This window comes from Rudaeicoccus suwonensis (assembly GCF_007829035.1).
Taxonomy (GTDB): Bacteria; Actinomycetota; Actinomycetes; order Actinomycetales; family Dermatophilaceae; genus Rudaeicoccus; species Rudaeicoccus suwonensis.
The window spans coordinates 14,780-32,911 of record NZ_VIVQ01000002.1 but is presented as its reverse complement, the minus strand read 5'-3'; the positions used below and the strand labels follow the sequence as shown (position 1 = coordinate 32,911).

The 18,132-nt window shown below is 67.4% G+C and carries 17 protein-coding genes; 10 read left to right on the top strand and 7 right to left on the bottom strand.

Annotated features, from left to right (window positions below; genetic code table 11):
• Positions 1-149: 149 nt before the first annotated feature.
• Positions 150-1,067: an endonuclease domain-containing protein gene (locus BKA23_RS11345; protein WP_145228698.1), complete on the bottom strand. Its 918-nt coding sequence runs from the start codon at positions 1,065-1,067 to the stop codon at positions 150-152.
• 939 nt (positions 1,068-2,006) lie between these two features.
• Here BKA23_RS11345 and BKA23_RS11340 point away from each other — a divergent pair.
• The 8 genes from BKA23_RS11340 to BKA23_RS11305 all read left to right on the top strand — a co-directional run bounded on the left by BKA23_RS11340 (position 2,007) and on the right by BKA23_RS11305 (position 9,737).
• Complete coding sequence (locus BKA23_RS11340; protein WP_145228697.1) at positions 2,007-3,050, top strand: zinc-dependent metalloprotease; 1,044 nt, start codon at positions 2,007-2,009, stop codon at positions 3,048-3,050.
• Positions 3,051-3,158: 108 nt separating this feature from the next.
• Positions 3,159-4,160: a tRNA lysidine(34) synthetase TilS gene (gene tilS, locus BKA23_RS11335; protein ID WP_145228696.1), complete on the top strand. Its 1,002-nt coding sequence runs from the start codon at positions 3,159-3,161 to the stop codon at positions 4,158-4,160.
• A gap of 4 nt (positions 4,161-4,164) precedes the next feature.
• On the top strand, positions 4,165-4,716 hold the full coding sequence (hpt, locus tag BKA23_RS11330) for a hypoxanthine phosphoribosyltransferase (protein WP_145228695.1): 552 nt from the start codon (positions 4,165-4,167) through the stop codon (positions 4,714-4,716).
• 178 nt (positions 4,717-4,894) lie between these two features.
• Positions 4,895-6,928: an ATP-dependent zinc metalloprotease FtsH gene (gene ftsH / locus BKA23_RS11325; protein ID WP_145228694.1), complete on the top strand. Its 2,034-nt coding sequence runs from the start codon at positions 4,895-4,897 to the stop codon at positions 6,926-6,928.
• Positions 6,906-7,493: a GTP cyclohydrolase I FolE gene (gene folE, locus BKA23_RS11320; RefSeq protein WP_145228693.1), complete on the top strand. Its 588-nt coding sequence runs from the start codon at positions 6,906-6,908 to the stop codon at positions 7,491-7,493. Before ftsH ends, folE begins: the two co-directional genes overlap by 23 nt.
• Before the next feature lie 56 nt (positions 7,494-7,549).
• On the top strand, positions 7,550-8,350 hold the full coding sequence (gene folP, locus BKA23_RS11315) for a dihydropteroate synthase (protein ID WP_145229535.1): 801 nt from the start codon (positions 7,550-7,552) through the stop codon (positions 8,348-8,350).
• Positions 8,347-9,240 (top strand): 2-amino-4-hydroxy-6-hydroxymethyldihydropteridine diphosphokinase, encoded by an 894-nt coding sequence (gene folK, locus BKA23_RS11310; protein WP_145228692.1) that lies wholly within the window; start codon positions 8,347-8,349, stop codon positions 9,238-9,240. The genes folP and folK overlap by 4 nt, the downstream gene beginning before the upstream one ends.
• Positions 9,237-9,737, top strand: coding sequence for a DUF3180 domain-containing protein (locus BKA23_RS11305; protein ID WP_170226488.1), 501 nt, complete (start codon positions 9,237-9,239; stop codon positions 9,735-9,737). The genes folK and BKA23_RS11305 overlap by 4 nt, the downstream gene beginning before the upstream one ends.
• A 465-nt stretch (positions 9,738-10,202) precedes the next feature.
• Here the strand turns inward: BKA23_RS11305 and BKA23_RS11300 are convergent, their stop codons facing one another.
• Complete coding sequence (locus BKA23_RS11300; protein WP_145228690.1) at positions 10,203-11,471, bottom strand: choice-of-anchor P family protein; 1,269 nt, start codon at positions 11,469-11,471, stop codon at positions 10,203-10,205.
• A gap of 441 nt (positions 11,472-11,912) precedes the next feature.
• Between BKA23_RS11300 and BKA23_RS11295 the strand changes: the two genes are divergently transcribed.
• Positions 11,913-12,956: a GNAT family N-acetyltransferase gene (locus tag BKA23_RS11295; RefSeq protein WP_145228689.1), complete on the top strand. Its 1,044-nt coding sequence runs from the start codon at positions 11,913-11,915 to the stop codon at positions 12,954-12,956.
• Between the two features lie 126 nt (positions 12,957-13,082).
• Here BKA23_RS11295 and BKA23_RS11290 read toward each other — a convergent pair whose 3' ends face one another.
• From BKA23_RS11290 to BKA23_RS11275, 4 genes are all read right to left on the bottom strand, one after another.
• On the bottom strand, positions 13,083-13,766 hold the full coding sequence (locus BKA23_RS11290) for a DUF6801 domain-containing protein (RefSeq protein WP_145228688.1): 684 nt from the start codon (positions 13,764-13,766) through the stop codon (positions 13,083-13,085).
• A gap of 287 nt (positions 13,767-14,053) precedes the next feature.
• Entirely contained in the window at positions 14,054-14,893 is an 840-nt protein-coding gene (locus BKA23_RS11285) for a DUF6801 domain-containing protein (RefSeq protein WP_145228687.1), read from the bottom strand.
• Positions 14,894-15,033: 140 nt separating this feature from the next.
• Positions 15,034-16,194, bottom strand: a complete 1,161-nt coding sequence (locus BKA23_RS11280; protein ID WP_145228686.1) for an NADH-quinone oxidoreductase subunit D — start codon at positions 16,192-16,194, stop codon at positions 15,034-15,036.
• Between the two features lie 17 nt (positions 16,195-16,211).
• Positions 16,212-17,231 carry an EamA family transporter gene (locus BKA23_RS11275; RefSeq protein ID WP_246104622.1) on the bottom strand — a complete coding sequence of 340 codons (1,020 nt, stop codon included), beginning with the start codon at positions 17,229-17,231 and terminating at the stop codon, positions 16,212-16,214.
• Between the two features lie 89 nt (positions 17,232-17,320).
• On the opposite strand from BKA23_RS11275, the gene BKA23_RS11270 reads away from it, so the two are divergent.
• Positions 17,321-17,860, top strand: coding sequence for a CGNR zinc finger domain-containing protein (locus BKA23_RS11270; protein ID WP_145228685.1), 540 nt, complete (start codon positions 17,321-17,323; stop codon positions 17,858-17,860).
• Positions 17,861-17,886: 26 nt separating this feature from the next.
• Here BKA23_RS11270 and BKA23_RS11265 read toward each other — a convergent pair whose 3' ends face one another.
• A complete protein-coding gene (locus BKA23_RS11265; protein WP_145228684.1) occupies positions 17,887-18,123 on the bottom strand; it encodes a hypothetical protein in 237 nt (78 codons plus the stop codon).
• Between the last annotated feature and the right edge of the window lie 9 nt (positions 18,124-18,132).

The window sequence follows — 18,132 nt, the reverse complement described above, 5'->3', positions numbered from 1 at the left end:
GTGCCTTACCCGCCCGGCCCGCTGGTCATCACACCGCGCTCAGAGGTGCCTCACCCGCAGACCGCGTACCCAACCTCGCGGGGGGTAGTACGCCGAGGCCGCTCGCTCGTCCAGTGGCCGCGCTACTTGCCCGGCACGAGTCGTCCTGCTTACAGCGCAGGCCGGAAGTGTAGGCGCCACTCCTCGGAAGGCAGGGTCAGCCGTCCGCCGGCCAACCGCAACGCGTTCCGGATTCTCGTCAGAAGAAGCTCGGGCCTGCTGTGAATGTCGCTGGCGGTCGCCACCACCACCCGCCATCCGACTGACTCCAAGTCCTCGCGTCGTTGATGGTCGACGCTTCGCTGGGCCGCTGTCGCGTGATGCGCCCCGTCATACTCGACCGCGACTCGACAGTGCGGGTACGCCAAGTCCAGCCGGTAGACGATCCTGCCTCTTGCGTCCCGCACAAGGTGCTGGAGGACGGGCTCGGGCAGCCCTGCCAGCGCCATCAGTAGGCGGATCCGGGTTTCGTATGGCGATTCCGCGCCGACGCGCAACAGTTCCGCTGCGCGGATGGCCGTTCGGGAACCACGCCCTCGAGCCTCCCGTGCGAGCGTCAGCAGTTGCTCAAGCGCGGAATGGTCTCTGCGGACGAATGAATCTCCGAGGACGACCGCATCAACAAGGGGAAGGCAACGCGCGAGATCGACGAACGTCTGCTGCGTCGACGTGACTGGAAGCCCCTGTACTACAACGGTTTTGGGAAGGACCTCATAGTGGTGGGCGGTGATGCCGCCAGTGCGCACCCGTTGACCCTGGAGGATGCCGACGTGTATCGAACTCGTCTGCGGCACGACGCCACCGTGGAGTTCGGCGGCGGTCGCATGGCACAGCAGCGCGCCACGCGGGGCGAGGCTGAGAGCGGCTTGCCGAATCAGATGTTGTGTGACAGGCGTCGTGTTTCGAATCCACCGCCCGGGCAGCAGGCGGATGTAGTTGCGTTCGAGCTGACGATGGGTGAGACCGGCCGCGACAGCATCGCCATGGCTGAAGATTCCGTCGAGCGCAGGTACCGGGTCGATGGCCATGCAGGAGCATCGCAAGCTTCAGCGGCGCGCCACAGAAGTTATCCACACGTATGCCGTTCGCCGGCCGCTCCTCCACGCCGCACTAGTGTCACCTGAGGCACGCGTTTCCGGTCGCGTGTGTCCCGGCCTCGCGCACGAACTCGCCCGCTGGTCGCCGCCGCGCCGCGCGCCCGGGTGATGATCCCGGCCTCGCACGTACTCGCGCGCTGGTCGCCGCCGCGCTGCTGGCCCGGGTGATGGTCCCCGGCCTCCCGCACGAACTCGCGCGCTCGACGACGGCAAGTGGCTTTGCCTCAGGGTGCATTGGCGTCTGCGCCGCGTGCGGATGTGGGTCGGAGTGCCAGGGCTCCAGCTGACGCCCATCGGCGGCCGGCTGGCCTGGCCGACATGACGCTTACTTACGAGTACCGCCCATTGGAGCGGAAGAAATCGACATCCCAGCCAATACCGTGGGGTGGGCGTGACCAGTGTGGTCTCCGTGGTCTGTCGGCCCAGCCGTGAGTAGTGCGCCGACCGCACAGTGCGCGCGGAGTGGGTCTGGCCGCCAGGTGGGTGGGGCCAGGTTCTGCGGTGCCCCGGATGGTGGAGCTGTGCACAGTGCGCGCGGAGTGGGTTTGGCCGTCAGGTGGGTGGGGCCAGGTTGTGCGGTGCCCCGGATGGTGGGGCTGTGCACAGTGCGCGCGGAGTGGGTTTGGCCGTCAGGTGGGTGGGGCCAGGTTGTGCGGTGCCCGGATGGTGGGCAGCGCAGAGTGCCTGCGGAGCGGGTTGAGTGACCTGTGGAACGGGTTGAGTGAGTTGGGTCGGGCTGTGCGGTGCCCCGGATGGTGGGGCTGTGCACAGTGCGCGCGGAGTGGGTTTGGCCGACAGGTGGGTAGGGCCAGGTTGTGCGGTGCCCCGGATGGTGGGGGAGCCTGCGCAGCCACGGCATACGCTCGGTGCATGTCTGAGCTGTATGTCGACTGGACCCTCGCCAAGCGTGCTGCCCGGCGGCTGGTGGCGGACGGGCCCGAGATAACGGCCACCGAAGCCGCCGACGCCGTCGAGAACCTGCGCGAAGCAGCGATGACCGCGCAGGGTCCCGTCGCCGAGACCTCGCGGATGGACGCAAGCGTCGGCCCCGACAGCCCGGTGCGCGTCGTCGACCGCGGTGCATGGATCGACCTCAATGTTGACTCGATGGCCGACCTGCTCGGACCGGTTGTCGACAAGATCACCGCCAAGAAGCAGGCCGGCCCGCGCGCTCGCGCCGTAGGCGCCAAGATCACCGGAGCCGAAACCGGTGGCCTGATGGCTTTCGTCGCGACGAAGGTGCTGGGGCAGTTCGACCTGGCTCCACAAGGGCAGCCCAGCCTGCTGCTGATCGCACCCAACATCGTGGCCGCCGAGCGAGAGTTGCAGGTGTCGCCGAGGGACTTCCGGCTCTGGGTCTGTCTGCACGAGGAGGCCCACCGGGTGCAGTTCACAGCGGTGCCGTGGCTGCGCGAGCACCTCATCGAGCGCTCCCGCCAGTTGGTGGTCGACCTGGTCCCCGACCCAGCGGCGCTGCAGGAGCGGATGCAGAACGTCGTCAAGGCATTGCCATCAGCTGTGCGCGAGGGCGGCGGCGGACTGAGCGACCTGGTCGTGACACCGCAGCAGCGTGCTGAGATCGCCGACCTCACCGCCGTCATGTCATTGCTCGAAGGTCACGCCGACGTCGTCATGGACGACGTAGGTCCGCAGGTCGTGCCGACCGTCACTGAGATCCGCGCTCGCTTCAACGAGCGGCGTCGTGGAGCCGGCAGCCTCGACCGGGTGATCCGCAGGTTGCTGGGCTTCGAGGCCAAGATGCGGCAGTACCGCGACGGCGCCGCATTCTGCCGGGCGGTGCAGGAGCAGGTCGGCGTCGACGGATTCAACGCGATCTGGTCCTCGCCGCAGACCCTGCCGACCGCCGCCGAGATCGAGGCGCCGCACAAGTGGGTCGCCCGTGTCCATGGCTGACCCGACGATCGAGCGCGACACCCGGTCGCCGGCGGGCCGGAATCCCGACGCTCCGACGCTCCACCACCCGACTCCAGGCCACGGGACCGCCGACAACCCAGCGCACGTATGACGGGGCCGGCGCCCTCTGTCGCGGCCGTCCGCCTGGCCGTGCGGCGTTGTCTGACGGAGGCCGCGCTGCCGCCGAACGCCGTTGTCCTTGTTGCGGTCTCCGGCGGCGCCGACTCCCTGGCGCTCGCCTCCGCAGTCGCCTTCGAAGCGCCCGGTCTCGGCCTGCGTGCCGGTTCGATCACCGTCGACCACCAGTTGCAGAGTGGCTCCGCCGCCGTGGCCCACCATGCCGCTGCCCAATGTGCGGACCTCGGCCTGCAGCCGGCTCTCGTCGAGCGGGTCGATGTCGCCGACACCCGTGACGGACCTGAGGCGGCGGCCCGCGCCGCTCGGTATGCCGCCCTTGCCGCAGCGGCGAACCGCAGTGGCGCCGAGGCGGTGCTGCTCGGCCACACCCGCGACGATCAGGCCGAGACCGTGTTGCTCGGCCTTGCTCGCGGGTCCGGCGCGCGAGCCGTCACCGGGATGAGCGCCGACTCCCGCGCCACGCCCGAGGGCCTCCGCTTGCTGCGGCCGCTGCTCGGCATCACCCGGGCCCAGACCCATGAGGCGTGCGCCGCTCTCGATCTGCAGCCCTGGCACGACCCGCACAACGACGACCCGCGCTACCTGCGGGTGCGCGTGCGACGGGCCCTGGCCGAGCTTGAATCCGAGATCGGCCCGGGCGTGACGGCAGGCCTGGCCAGGACGGCCGCACTCGTGCGACAGGACTGCGACGAACTCGACAGGCAGGCGGCAGCTGCGGCATACGTGCTCGGTGAGCCTCCTTGGCAGGTCGCCGAATTCACGGCTCTGGCGCCCGCGCTGCGAAGCCGGGTATGGCGCGCGGTCCTCACGACGGCGGGGTCCCCGGGTGGCGACCTCGGCAAGGTGCACGTCGATGCCGTCGATGCCCTGCTCACCGCATGGCGCGGTCAGGGGCCGATCGACATTCCGGGCGGCCTGCGAGTACGACGGCAGCACGGGGTGATCGAGGTGCTGCCGCGTCAGGTTCAATAGGTGCATGGACTCCCGCCACATGGGCAACGACCTCGACCACGTGCTGTTCACCGAGGACCAGATTCACGCCCGGCTCGAAGAGCTGGCTGCGGAGATCTGGGCCGACTACGAGGGCAAGGACGTGCTGCTCGTCGGAGTGCTGAAGGGCGCGATCCTGGTGATGGCCGATCTCATGCGAGCGCTGCCGGGTTCGGCCCCGATGGACTGGATGGCGGTGTCGTCATACGGCTCGGGCACCAAGTCCTCTGGTGTGGTGCGGATCCTCAAGGACCTCGACACCGACATCTCCGGTCGGCACGTGCTGATCGTCGAAGACATCATCGACTCTGGTCTGACCCTGAACTGGATCTGCAGCAACCTGCGCTCGCGCGAACCCGCGTCGCTGGAGATCTGCACGCTGCTGCGCAAGCCCGATGCGGCCAAGGTCGACATCGACTGCAGGTACGTCGGCTTCGACATACCGAACGAATTCGTCGTGGGCTACGGCCTCGACTATGACGAGCGCTATCGCAATCTGCGCGACATCGGCACACTCGCACCGCACGTGTATTTGTGACGAGCATTCCTGCGAAGCCGTCGCACGTGGATGAGGTGCGGAACACCTGCGCCCGACCGGGCGTTGTTCAGCGCGGACGCCGCTTTTCAACCGCGGTTTTCCGCGGTGTACGGTCTATTGGTCTGTCGTCGGGCTCCGCCCACTGAGCAGGAGGATCGGGGCCTCGCCCCGCACTTTCATGAATTTCAAGCGCGTAGCCCGCAACCCGGGCATCCTGATCGGCCTGGTCGTTCTGATCGGCATCCTCTGGTTCGCCTTCGGCAATGTCGGCGGCTACCAGAACATCAACACCTCGGTGGCCGAGCAGCTGATCACCTCGGGCAAGGTTCAGTCAGCGAAGCTGACACCGGACTCGATCGAGTTGACACTTCCGTCGCCGACCACGATCGACGGCACGCAGTACCCGACGAAGGTCTCTGCCGACTACGTCAGCCCGCGCGGTGACACCCTGGTCAACCTCCTGCAGCAACATGTGCCGTCCAAGGGCTACACCGACGACCCGCAGAAGACCAACATCTTCGTCTCGATCCTGATCAGCCTGGCGCCCTTCCTGTTGTTCATCGTCATCTTCTGGTTCCTGATGAGCCAGATGCAGGGTGGCGGCTCCCGTGTCATGCAGTTCGGCAAGTCGCGCGCCAAGCTGGCCACCAAGGACATGCCGAAGGTCACCTTCGCCGATGTGGCCGGTGCCGACGAGGCGGTCGAGGAGTTGCACGAGATCAAGGAGTTCCTGCAGTCGCCGAAGAAGTTCCTCGACGTCGGTGCCAAGATCCCCAAGGGTGTGCTGCTGTACGGCCCTCCCGGCACCGGTAAGACCCTGCTGGCCCGTGCTGTGGCCGGTGAGGCCGGAGTGCCGTTCTACTCGATCTCGGGTTCCGACTTCGTCGAGATGTTTGTCGGTGTGGGTGCCTCCCGCGTCCGTGACCTGTTCGAGCAGGCCAAGGCCAACGCACCGGCCATCATCTTCGTCGACGAGATCGACGCCGTCGGTCGCCACCGTGGTGCCGGTCTGGGCGGCGGTCACGACGAACGCGAGCAGACCCTCAACCAGTTGCTGGTCGAGATGGACGGCTTCGACGTCAAGACCAACGTCATCCTCATCGCCGCGACAAACCGGCCCGACATCCTCGACCCGGCGTTGCTGCGGCCCGGCCGTTTCGACCGGCAGATCGCGGTCGAGGCGCCCGACATGGGCGGTCGCCACCACATCCTGCAGGTGCACGCCAAGGGCAAACCGATGGCCAAGGACGTAGACCTGCTGCAGGTCGCCCGTCGCACCCCGGGGTTCTCGGGTGCCGATCTGGCCAACGTCCTCAACGAGGCGGCGTTGCTGACGGCACGCTCCAACGCGCAGATCATCGACAACCGCGCGCTCGACGAGGCCATCGACCGCGTCATGGCCGGTCCGCAGAAGCGCACGCGCGTGATGAGCGCCAAGGAACGCAAGATCACCGCTTACCACGAGGGTGGTCACGCGCTGGTGGCTTCCGCGCTCAACCACACCGACCCGGTCAGCAAGATCACGATCCTGCCCCGCGGCCGCGCCCTCGGTTACACGATGGTCCTGCCGGTCGACGACAAATACTCCACGACCCGCAACGAGCTGCTCGACCAGCTCGCGTACGCCCTCGGCGGCCGCGTCGCCGAGGAGATCGTCTTCCACGACCCGAGCACGGGCGCCGCCAACGACATCGAGAAGGCCACCGGGCTCGCCCGCAAGATGGTGACCCAGTTCGGTATGTCGGAGCGCGTCGGTGCGATCAAGCTCGGTTCGGGCAACTCCGAGGTCTTCCTCGGCCGCGACATGGGCCACGAGCGCGACTACTCCGAGGAACTCGCCGGAGTCGTCGACGAAGAGGTCCGCCGCCTGATCGAGGCCGCGCACGACGAGGCCTGGCATGCGCTGAACGACAACCGCGACGTGCTCGACCGTCTTGTGCTGGAGCTGCTGGAGAAGGAGACGCTCGACGTCAACCAGCTCAAGGAGGTCTTCGCCGATGTGCGCAAACGCCCCCGCCGGCAGGTGTGGCTGTCCAGCGACCGCCGCTTCGTGAGCGACCGCCCGCCGGTGCTGACGCCCGCTGAGAAGCGCGCGCTGGCCAACGGCGTCGACCTGCAGAAGGAAGAAGACAAGCAGCAGGCGGAGCTGCATCCGCCGGAGGCTGTCATCGAGGTCCCGGACGGCGGGTATGTCGATCCCTCCGACAGTTGACCTCGAGAGGGCCGCAGCGGCAGTTCGTGAGCTTCTGCTGGCCTTGGGCGAAGACCCCGACCGCGAGGGCCTGCGCGACACGCCGGGCCGGGTAGCCCGCGCCTATGCCGAGACCTTCGCGGGGCTCTGGCAGGAGCCGGCCGACGTGCTCAACCGCACCTTCGACGTCGACCACTCCGAGTTGGTGATCGTGCGCGACATCGAGGTCTATTCGACCTGCGAGCATCACCTGGTGCCCTTCCACGGTGTCGCCCATGTGGGCTACATCCCCGCCGAGGACGGCCGGGTGACCGGTCTGTCCAAGATTGCGCGGCTGGTCGACGTGTTCGCCAAGCGTCCGCAGGTGCAGGAGCGGCTGACCACCCAGATCGCGGATTCGCTCGTCGAGCATCTGCGTGCGCAGGGCGTCATCGTCGTCGTCGAATGCGAACACCTGTGTATGTCGATGCGCGGTGTGCACAAGCCCGGTGCGACGACAATCACCTCCGCCGTGCGGGGGCAGTTGCGGCACGCGGCGACCCGTGCCGAGGCGATGAGCCTGATCCAGGCTCAGCCGCGCCGGTGACCGAGGCTGTCGCCGGCGTGGCCCTGCCGCCCCGGCCGGCCCATCGGCCGCTGGTGATGGGCGTCGTCAACGTCACCCCGGATTCGTTCTCCGACGGTGGCCGCTTCTTCGATGCGAACGCGGCGATCTCGCACGGCCGCGAACTCCTCGACCACGGCGCCGACATCGTCGACGTCGGCGGCGAATCCACCCGCCCCGGCGCGGCCCGGCCCAGCGTCGACGAGGAATTGCGACGCGTCATACCTGTCGTCCACGGTCTTGCAGCTGCCGGCGCGTGGGTGTCGATCGACACGATGCGCGCACCGGTCGCGCGCGCTGCGGTCGAGGCCGGTGCCCGGATCGTCAACGACGTCAGTGGTGGCCTGGCCGACCCGCAGATGGCTGACGTTGTCGCGCGGACCGGTGTCGGCTTCGTCGCGATGCACTGGCGCGGTCACAGCCACGACATGCAGACGCGAGCCGTGTATGACGATGTCGTCGCCGACGTGTGCCGCGAACTGTCCGCGCGCGTCGATGCACTGCTTGCTGCTGGGGTGCCGCGGGAGGCGATCGCGGTGGATCCGGGTCTCGGATTCGCCAAGACCGCCGAGCAGAACTGGGCCCTGCTGCAGCATCTTGAGGATGTGAAGGCGTTGGGCCTGCCAGTGCTGGTCGGCGCGTCGCGCAAGTCCTTCCTGGCGCGCGTCGGGCGCGCCGACGACGCAACGGTGGTGCCCGCCGACCAGCGCGACAGCGCCACGGCGGCGATCTCGGTCGTCCTGGCGCAGGCCGGTGTCTGGGCCGTGCGGGTGCACGATGTCTTTTCCACGGTCGTGGCCTGCGACGTGGTGGCCCGGCTGCAGGAGGCGCAACCATGACCGACCGGATCGCCCTCACCCAGGTGGCGGTCACCACCTGCCACGGTGTGCTCAAGCACGAAAAGGTCACCCCGCAGCGGTTTTTCGTCGACATCACGATCGAGTGCGATCTGAGCCGGGCCGGCGAATCAGACCAACTCGACCGCACCATCAGTTACGCCGACGTGGCGCAGGATGCCGTGCGCATCATGACGCAACCACCGGTCGACCTGATCGAGACGCTCGCCGAGCAAATGGCCGCAGCTGTACTCGCGCGACCGGCTGCCGAGGCGGTCGAGGTGACGGTCCACAAGCCGGACGCACCCGCCGGCGTCGACTTCGCGACAGGTGGGCTCACCGGTCCGTCGGTGTCGGTTCGCCGCGAGCAGGATCGCCAGGTGGTCATCGCCCTCGGCGCCAATCTCGGCGATCGACTGGCGACGCTGCAGTCGGCGGTGCGGTCGCTGGAGCGCACACCGGGCCTGGAATTGGTCGCCGTCAGCGGTCTGTTCGAGACGACGCCCGTGGGCGGTCCGCCGCAGCCCGACTACTACAACGCGGTCGCCGTGGGTCGCTCCCGCCTGGCACCGTGGACGCTGCTCGAACGCCTGCACGCAATCGAGGCCGGTCGTGGCCGTACTCGCGAGATCCGTTGGGGTGCAAGGACGTTGGACCTCGATCTGATTCAGGTCGGAGATCCTGCCGCCGACACCGACCTCGTGCTCGACACCGACGAACTCCAGTTGCCGCACCCTCGCGCGGCACAGCGCGCGTTCGTCCTGGTGCCGTGGTTGGGGGCTGATCCGCTCGCGGTGGTGCGCACGACCGATGGGGCTGAGAAGGTCGCGACTCTGGTCGCAGAGATGGACTGCTCCGACATACAGGTCGGGCCGGCCTGGAGCCCGTTGTGACCGAGAACGGCGTCACCTGGCGGCATGCCACCGTCGTCGGAGTCGTCGTGCTGGGCGTGGTCTATGCGCTCTTGCGGCTCTCGGTGTCGCGCGGCAACGGACTGCCGCACGGCACCTGGTTCGCGCTCGTCGCGATCGTCCTGCTGTCGCTCGCGGTGCTGGCCGGGGGCTGGGAGGTGCGGGCATATCTGCGCGGCATGTCGACGCGGCCGCCGTCGCCGCAACGCGCGCGCCGCACCCTCGTCGCAGCTCAGGCGTGCGTGCTGGCGGGCGCTGCCGTCGCCGGGTGGTATGCCGCATATGCGCTCGTGGAGGCCGGCCGTCTGAGCGCCAACTCGGCGCTGAGCGGCATGGTGCAGGCAATCGTTCTCACCGTCGCGTCGATCGGTGCCGTTGCGGCCGGGCTCGTCGCGCAGGGGTGGTGCCGGATCCCCGAGGACAAGGACGACGACTCCCGCGGCGGCCCCGGCGACCCCGGCGGGCCCGTTCGCGCCTGACCGGCGCCTTCCCCGGCATCCCGGGATGCGACCTGTTACTGGCCTGACCGGCGCCTTCCCACTCGACCGGCATCCCGGGATGCGGCCTGTTCTTGCCTGACCGGCGCCTTTCCCGGCATCCCGGATGCGGCCTGTTCGTGCCTGACCGGCGCCTCCCCATGTGACTGGCAGACCTGTGTCCGCGGCCGGTTCTTGTATGACCGGCGTTTCCCGGTATCCCCGGATGCGACCTGTTACTGGTCGCGCAGCGGTCCACAAGTCGCCGATGCGGTCGATCCTGATGCCTCTCTGGTCACATCCGGCGCATGGATCTCACGTGTCACGCGCAAGTCGCCGATGCGGCGAGATCGTACTGACGCGCCCGAGATCGTGACCATTGCGAAGGGGCATGGGCCGCAGACTGCGACCCATGCCCCTTCGCGTGTCCTGGCGCGCGCCGCTGACCGGCGCTACCGGGAGTTCAGATCACGGAGTCCCGGACTGGGAGACTCCGACCGAGATGACGCTGCCGGTCGGAAGAACACCGAGAGCGTTGTTGAGCACGATGTAAAGCATCGTGACCCGGATCCCATTCGGCGTCTGGACGACCTTGTGGAACGTGACGCTACCCAGGCCGGGGATCGACAGCGTGGTGTTCGGCGCGATGTTGTCACCGATCAGCGGCAGACCCGCGATCTTGAGCCCGACGAACTTAGAGTTGTCGGCAGAGGCCTTGGTGGTCTTGCTGTAGGTCGTCGATGCAGTGATCGCCGAGACGCTGATCAGTCCACCAAGCACGCTGGTTCCGTTGACCGTCGTGGTGACCGACGCGTTGACTCGCGGTGTCACGGTGCCGCTGGTCGCGGTCGTGATCGTGCCGGTGGTCAGCACCGAGGCGACGCTGCCGCTGGCGACGGTGGTCTTGCTGGTGCCGCCGGTGCACGGCACCGCTGCGAGGCCGATCTGCCCGGTCTTGGCGACGCCGTTGGCGAGGTTGGCCTGCAGACCGTAACCGCTACCGACGGAGTAGGCGCCGAGGGGGAGCGGCGTCATACGGGCGAAGGACTGACCGACGATCACCTGCGTGCCGATCGGCAGACCGAGTGTGTTGGTGTTGCTGATCGTGACGGTCAGCGCACGCGTGACGCCCCACTCCAGGCCGCCGGCCTTGTAGACCAGTTGCTGGTTGACGACGGCCTTTGCCAGCGGCAGCCCACCGAGGTTGACAGTGAGCGTGGTGTTCGGAGCGGTGTTGGCGGCGATCGGCTGACCACCAATGGTGAGGCCGACCAGGTTCGAGGCGAACGTGGCCGAACCGGCACCAGTGCTGGTGTCGACGCTGGCGGTCGTCGTGCTGCCGAGGGCGGTAGCCGAAATCAGTCCGCCGAGCAGGCTGGTCGCACCGATCGACACGGAGCCGGTGGCGGTCTTCACCGTGCCGGAGGTGGCGGTCTGCACCGTTGAGTTGACTGCTCCGCCACTGATGAGCGACGGGAGCGTGATGCCTGCCGCCGAAGCCTTGCGGTTCAGGCCGGACGTGGTGGTGCAGCTCAAGCTGGCAAGCCCGATCGAGTTGGAGCGGAGGTTGGCCACCGATGATGACGCCGAGACGCCGATGGCGCTCGCGGCGTAGGCGTTAGCGGTGGTCGCAGCGTTGGCCGTGCTTGCTGTCGCCGCGGGGAGGAAGGCCGCGACGACCATCGCCGGCACCAGCCAGGCGAACAGACGCGTCAACCGCGTGTGAAGAAAGTGCATCGGAACTCCTTGAATTCGGCGTGTTCACCCTGTTGAACCGCGCGATGTGCTAATGCTGCAGGCTGGACGTTCGTCAAGGCATCACTTGTTCTATAACGATTTAGTCGGACGTCCGAAAGGGTGATGTTTGACTCGTCGGACGACCGCTCAAAACGGATGCTTTACCAACGGGATCATGACTCGAAGGGCCATGAAATGCACTGTGATCACGGGGTTTTCGCTCGGTTCCGCAGACTTGTGGCGGCCGATCGTTGGCGCGGCCAGGAAGAGCTGTGAGGATCAATAAACCGATCCAGCAAAAGCGTTCTTGCCTGCACCTGAGAACACGCATGCCACCTTCCCGGGTCGACCGCTGCTCATCACCGGGTGGTAGATGGGCTGTGCTGCCACGGCCGGGGCATCCACGCCGCGCATCCGCCGCAACCCTGGTTGACTGGTCCGGTGACCCATGCGCCCGAGTTGCCTGCCGACGTGCCAGACGGATGGACGACGACCGTTCCCGGCTCTCATGACCTGCCCGAACTGGTCGCCCTGCTGGCAGCACATCAGCGCGTCGCGAACGGCAGCTCCTCGGTGGACGAAGACAGCGTCGCCACCAATGTCGTCGGACCTGGATCCTGGACTCGCCGGCAGGTCGTGGTGCGTGATGGCGCTGGTGACCTCGCTGCGTGGGCCACGGTCTACGACCGCGCGTCCGGGCGCACCGTCGTCGAGGTCACGGTTCGCCCGGACCGAGGTGATGACGAGGTCGTCGACACGCTCGCGGCGTCGTTGTTCTCGTGGGCCTACGGCCAGGCGTGCGAGGTCGCACGGACTCGTGGAATCCGCCAGACGCAGTTGGACTCAGGTGCCTACTCCCGCGACGAACGCCAGCGCCGGTGGCTCGCCAACGCCGGTTACGACCGAACTCGCACCTGGTGGCAGATGTCGCGACCGGTGACCGCGGCGGACCACGGTCTCCCTGGGCCGCGCGAAGGTGTGACGGTGCGGCCGGTGGCTCGGCACGACGACGGTCTGCCGGTGGCCGCCGATCTGCAGACGGTGCATCAGGTGCTGGAGGAGTCCTTCGCCGACCACTTCAACTCCTATCGCGAGAGCTTTCCCGAATTCGTGCAGCGGCTGCGCGAAGACCCCGGCCACCGGTGGGACCACTGGTGGCTCGCAGAGGTCGAACTGGATGGCGAGGTGCTGCCCGGCGGCGCACTCGTCGGATCGGTGCTGCCGCCGGAGGCGTCCGGAGTCGCGGGCAGTTACATCGACTACATCGGAGTGCATCGCCGTTCGCGCGGACGCGGTGTCGCGAAAGCCTTACTGCACACCGTGATTCGCGATGCATTGGAGCGCGGGCGCAACCGCGTCGGGCTGGAGGTCGATGCGGATTCGCCCACCGGCGCCGAAGGGCTCTACACCTCGATGGGCTGGGTCACGTCATACACGACGGAGTCATGGCATCGCGACGTGGATTTCGACAGCGACGTGCAGTGAGCCTTCGCTTCGAGGCGCATGTGACGCGCTGTGGTCGTTGAGCGCAGACACCGACGTATGACGAACGTGGCCCCGGCGCAAAGGTCGGGGCCACGTTGTCAGGCAGTTGCTTTGAACGGCTGGAGGTCAGCCGATCGTGCGGCGCTGCTCGGCGGCGACGCGGTCCAGCTTCGCCAGCGCCGAGACCGAGTTCACGGATGCCTTCTTGGCGGCGACGACCTTGATGGTGGTCAGCGTGGTGTTCTGACCGGCCACCAACGTGCAGCTGATCGGAAGGAGGGCGCTCTTGGTGGTGCCCTGGTAGGTCTGCAGGCTGGCGGTGAAGTTGCCGATCTTGACGACAATTGAGCCGACAGTCTTCGGGGCGACCTCTGCCTTGCCGGTGCCGGAGGCGGACGTGGTGATCGTGCCCGTCTTCGGCACGGCGGTCTTGGGGATGGTCAGCGCAACGGTGCGTGCCCCGGTGCCGAAGGTGTAGTTCGCGGTGCTGGTGCCGGTCAGCGAGGTGATTCCGAGTTCACGCAAGGTGTTGGCTGCGACCGTCGACGAGGTCACCGACGCAGTGATCTTCGGTGCGGCGATGGCGGCGCCGACCGTGACGGAGGCGGGTGTCGTCGCCGTGACCGTGGCGGTCCACACGCCTTGAGACATCTTGGTGCCGAGAACGGTCGCAGTGCAGTTGTAATTGAGCTTCGCCGAGGTGGCTGCGTCGGCTCCGGGGGCCACCGCCACGGCAGCCGACATGCCGGCTCCGAGCAGTGCGACGACCCCGGTCGCTCCGACAAGACGGTGTTTGATGGTGCTGGTCATGTGATTCCTCCAAGAGGGGGAGGCAGCGACGTCGCTGGCCCGGGTGATGAAAGGAACTGCGAGGAGCGCCAGCGTGGGGTTACTGCCCGGTAGCCAGCAGAAACAAAGGTAGAGAAGTGTGATCTGGATCGCAATACCCCGGAGTAACAAATCTGACATGCGGCCAATTTGGTGAGCGTGGCGTCACCGAGAAATGACTGGGTACGGCGGTCGTCGGTCCCGCCGCGGCATACAGCTGTGGCCCCGACGCTTCCGTCGAGGCCACAGCAGAAACCGAAGTCCGGGTGTCAGCCGCGCATCCGGCGTCGCAGGCCGAAGGCACCGGCGCCCGCTCCGATGGCGACCGCGGCCGCACCGGCCGCAACGAGCGCGTTGCTGTCACCACCGGACGCGCCACCGTCGGTCACAACTGCCGGACCGGTGGTCGTGGTAGGAGCGGTTGCCGAACTCTTGGCTGGCGCGGGAGACGAGGAGGAACCCGTGGGTGCCGAGGACGAACTCGATGGCGAGGCGCTGGACGTCGGCGACGAAGAACCGACGTAAATCGTTGCCAACGTGGTGTTCTGGCCCGGCACGAGATTGCAGGCGAGCTTCATCTGTCCGGTTGCGGCCCCGGTCGTGTACGTCAGGTCTGCCGTGAAGTCGCCGACCTTGACGACAACCGGTCCGGCTGTGGTCGGTGCCGTCGCCGCTTCTCCCTTTCCGGAAGCCACGGTCGTGACAACGCCGGAGGCTGGCACCTTGGTGGTCGGTATCGTCAGTTGTGCTGTCTGTTCTTTGCCGCCAAAGGTGTAGTTCGCGGTGCTGGTCCCCGACAGGGAACTGATGTTGAGGAACCGGAGCGTGTCTCCCGAACCTGCATTGGTCACTACTTTGGCGGAGATGCTCGGTGCTGGAATTGCGGCACCTGGCGCAACTGACGTCGGCACATCGGCGGTGACTGTGGCGGTCCACACGCCCTGGGGTACGGCTGCGCCAAAAATCGTGACGGTGCAGTTGTAATTCAGTGCAGGTGAGGTTGCCGCGCTGGCGGACGGTGCGGCTGCGATGGCGGTGGACAGGCCGGCTGCGACCAGGGCGGCGGCCCCGGCGCTTCCGAGGGCGCGTCGTTTGATGCTGGTGGTCATGAGAACCCTCCGGGAGAGGCGGCCGGCGCAAGCGCGGGTCGGATGGAAGCGAGAACAGCGGTATGACGGTGGTTACCAACCGGTAGCCAACGTTCACAAGGTAGAGAAATGTGACCTGGATCGCAATAGATTCACGGAGGTCACTTGTCGATGTCGCCCACCACGAAGAAGGTCGATCCGAGGATGGCCACCATGTCGGCCAGCAGTGTGCCCGGCAAGAGTTCGCCGAGCACTGCGACGTTGTTGAACGACGCCGACCGCAGCTTGAGTCGCCACGGTGTCTTGTCGCCGCGCGAGACGAGGTAATAGCCGTTGAAACCGAGCGGATTCTCGGTGGCCAGATAGTCGGTGCCTTCGGGCACCTTGAGCACTTTCGGCAACTTCACGTTGACCGGACCGGCGCCGAGCGTCTGCAGCCGGTCGACGCACTCCTGGGCGATGTCGAGGCTGACGTGGACCTGTTCCATGAGCACTTCGAGACGGGCCAGGCAGTCGCCGGCCGAGCGCGTCACGACACGGCCGGGGCCGCCGTCGGCGAACAGCTCGGCATACGACAGATAGGGCTGGTCGCGGCGCAGGTCGACATCGACACCGGAGGCTCGTGCGATGGGGCCCGAAACGCCATACGCGGCAATGATTTCCGGGGAGAGTATGCCGACGCCACGGGTTCGGGCGTGCAGGATCTCGTTGCCGAGCAGCATGCCCTCCAGATCCGGCAGTCGGCGCCGGACGGCAGCGATCGCCGCGGTCACCCGGCCGAGCCAGCCGGTCGGCAGGTCCTCGCGCAGGCCGCCGACGCGGCCGAACATGTAGTGCATCCGGCCGCCGGAAATCTCCTCCATGACCGCCTGCAACTCCTCGCGCTCGCGGAAGGAGTAGAAGATCGGGGTGATCGCGCCGAGTTCGAGCGGATAGGACCCGAGGAACATCAAGTGGTTCAGGATCCGGTTGAGTTCGGCCAGCAATGTGCGGGTCCAGGTGGCGCGTTCTGGGACGTCCATGCCAAGCATCCGCTCGACCACCAGCGCGACACCGATCTCGTTGGAGAACGCCGACAGCCAGTCGTGCCGGTTTGCCAGCACCATGATCTGGCGGTAGTCGCGGACCTCGAACAACTTCTCGGCGCCGCGATGCATGTAGCCGACGATGGGCTCGGCGGCTTTGATGCGCTCACCGTCGAGGGTGATCCGCAGCCGCAGCACGCCATGGGTCGCCGGGTGCTGAGGGCCGATGTTGAGGACCATGTCGGCCGTTGCGAGGCCGCCCGCGCCTACTCCGACGGTCAGCTCACGGGTCGACATGGCCCCCAGTGTGCCAGTCAGCGTGCGGTATGCCGGGAGGCCCCGCGCAGTTCACCCAGTCGCACCAGCACCACGCCGCCCACGATGAGCACGCCGCCGGCCAATTGCACCGGCAACGGCAGCTGACCGAGCAGCAGCCAGGCGAAGACGACCGAGAACAACACCTCGGCGAGCGCGACGAAGGACGCCACGGTGGTGCCGAGACGGCGCGCGGACATCACGCCGGTCGCGTAGGCGAAGGCAGTCGCGATCACTGCGAGCGCCACCAACGGCACCAGAAAGGACGTGTGGTGCCCGGCGAAGATCGTGTCGCGGGTCGTCGCGTGCATCGGCAGGATGCCGAGCGCGCCCAGCACGCCCAGCAGCACAGCGCCGACCGCCATACCGACTCCGGCGAGCGCGAGTGGCGGGAACTCGTCGTCCGAGCGGCCGGCGAGCACGAAGTAGCCCGCGGAGCAGACCGCCGCGCCCAGACCCCACGCGATGCCGACCGCCGACAGGTGCGCACCGCCGAAGACGTCGAGCACCAGGACGAGGCCGACCACACAGGTCGTGGTGCCGACGAGGGTCAGCGTCGCGGGCCGGCGGCGCTTCCAGGCCCAGACGCCGAGCACGAGGAGTACCGGGGAGAGGTACTCGAGCATCAGCGCGACACCGACCGAGAGGTGGTTGACGGCGTTGAAGTACGCCAACTGGCAACCGGCGACTCCCGTCAGGCCATAGATCGCGATCGGCAGGACGCGGCTGCGCAGCAGGTGCCAGCGTCCGCGCAGGGCGAGCACGGTCGGTATGGCGAGAACGAGCGCCGCCAGCGCGATGCGTGCGGTGACAGCTGCGGCAGGTGACCAGCCCGCGTCCAGCAAAGCCTTCGCGCAGGTGCCGGAGCTGCCGAAAGCCGCCGCGGACGCAATGGCGATCGCGAGTGCAGACCGGCCACCGGTGTGCGTCGCTGTAGCGTCCGCGGCGTTGACCGGGAGCGGCTCCGGCGTCTGGAACCGGAGGGTGGGGTCGACAGGGGTCATCTCGGTTGCAGTCACGGTGCACCTCCTGGTTTCGTGTAATGGGTAAAATGGACTTATGCCGGTGTCTGCCATGATGGTAGGGGATGCAAAGGACAGGAGTCAAAGTGCTTTTTGCGCATGACACGGAGGTCGCGCTGCAATCTGCGGCCGCGCTGGTCAACACCGCTGACGAAGATCCGGATCCACTGGCGGAAGCTGCGTCATACCAGGCGTTCGTGCAGCAGTGGGAGTGGAGCGGTCCGATCACGTATGACGCGGCGGAGCGTGCCGCGGTGAGCGCGATCCGGCCGCGATTGCGCGAGTTGTGGTCGATGGGCGAGGTCGACGCCGTGACGTGGGTCAATGACGTGCTCGCCGATGAGCGGGCCCTGCCGCAGCTGGTGCGCCATGACGGATGGGACTGGCACCTGCATGCCACGCCGGCCGACGCGCCGCTGGCATCACGCTGGATCGTCGAGGCGGCGATGGCGGTCGTCGACGTCATCCGCGCCGGTGAGTTGTCCCGCCTGAACACCTGCGCCGCCGAGGACTGCGACAACGTGTTGGTGGATCTGTCGAAGAACAGGTCGAGGCGCTATTGCGAAGCAGGATGCGGGAACAGAGCGAATGTCGCGGCCTACCGGGCGCGGCAGTCGAACGGGTGAGGGAAGCGCGCGACGGGAGGCGATGGTCACCGCCGTTGATGGTCTGCCGTTCCGCGCTGGCGAAGGCCCGCGCCCAAGGCGCCCACCGCGAAGGTGGCGGCCACGAGCGGTAGCAACTCGAATTGCGGGTGGGTGCCGAACATCGACAGGAAGGTCAGCAGGCCGAGCAGGACGGCGAGGGTGAATCCCAGAATCATGAGGACGCCACCGATCCGAACGCCGCGAGCGTTCTCGCCGGCGTCCGTGGCTCCGGATCGCGGCATGCGGCGTCC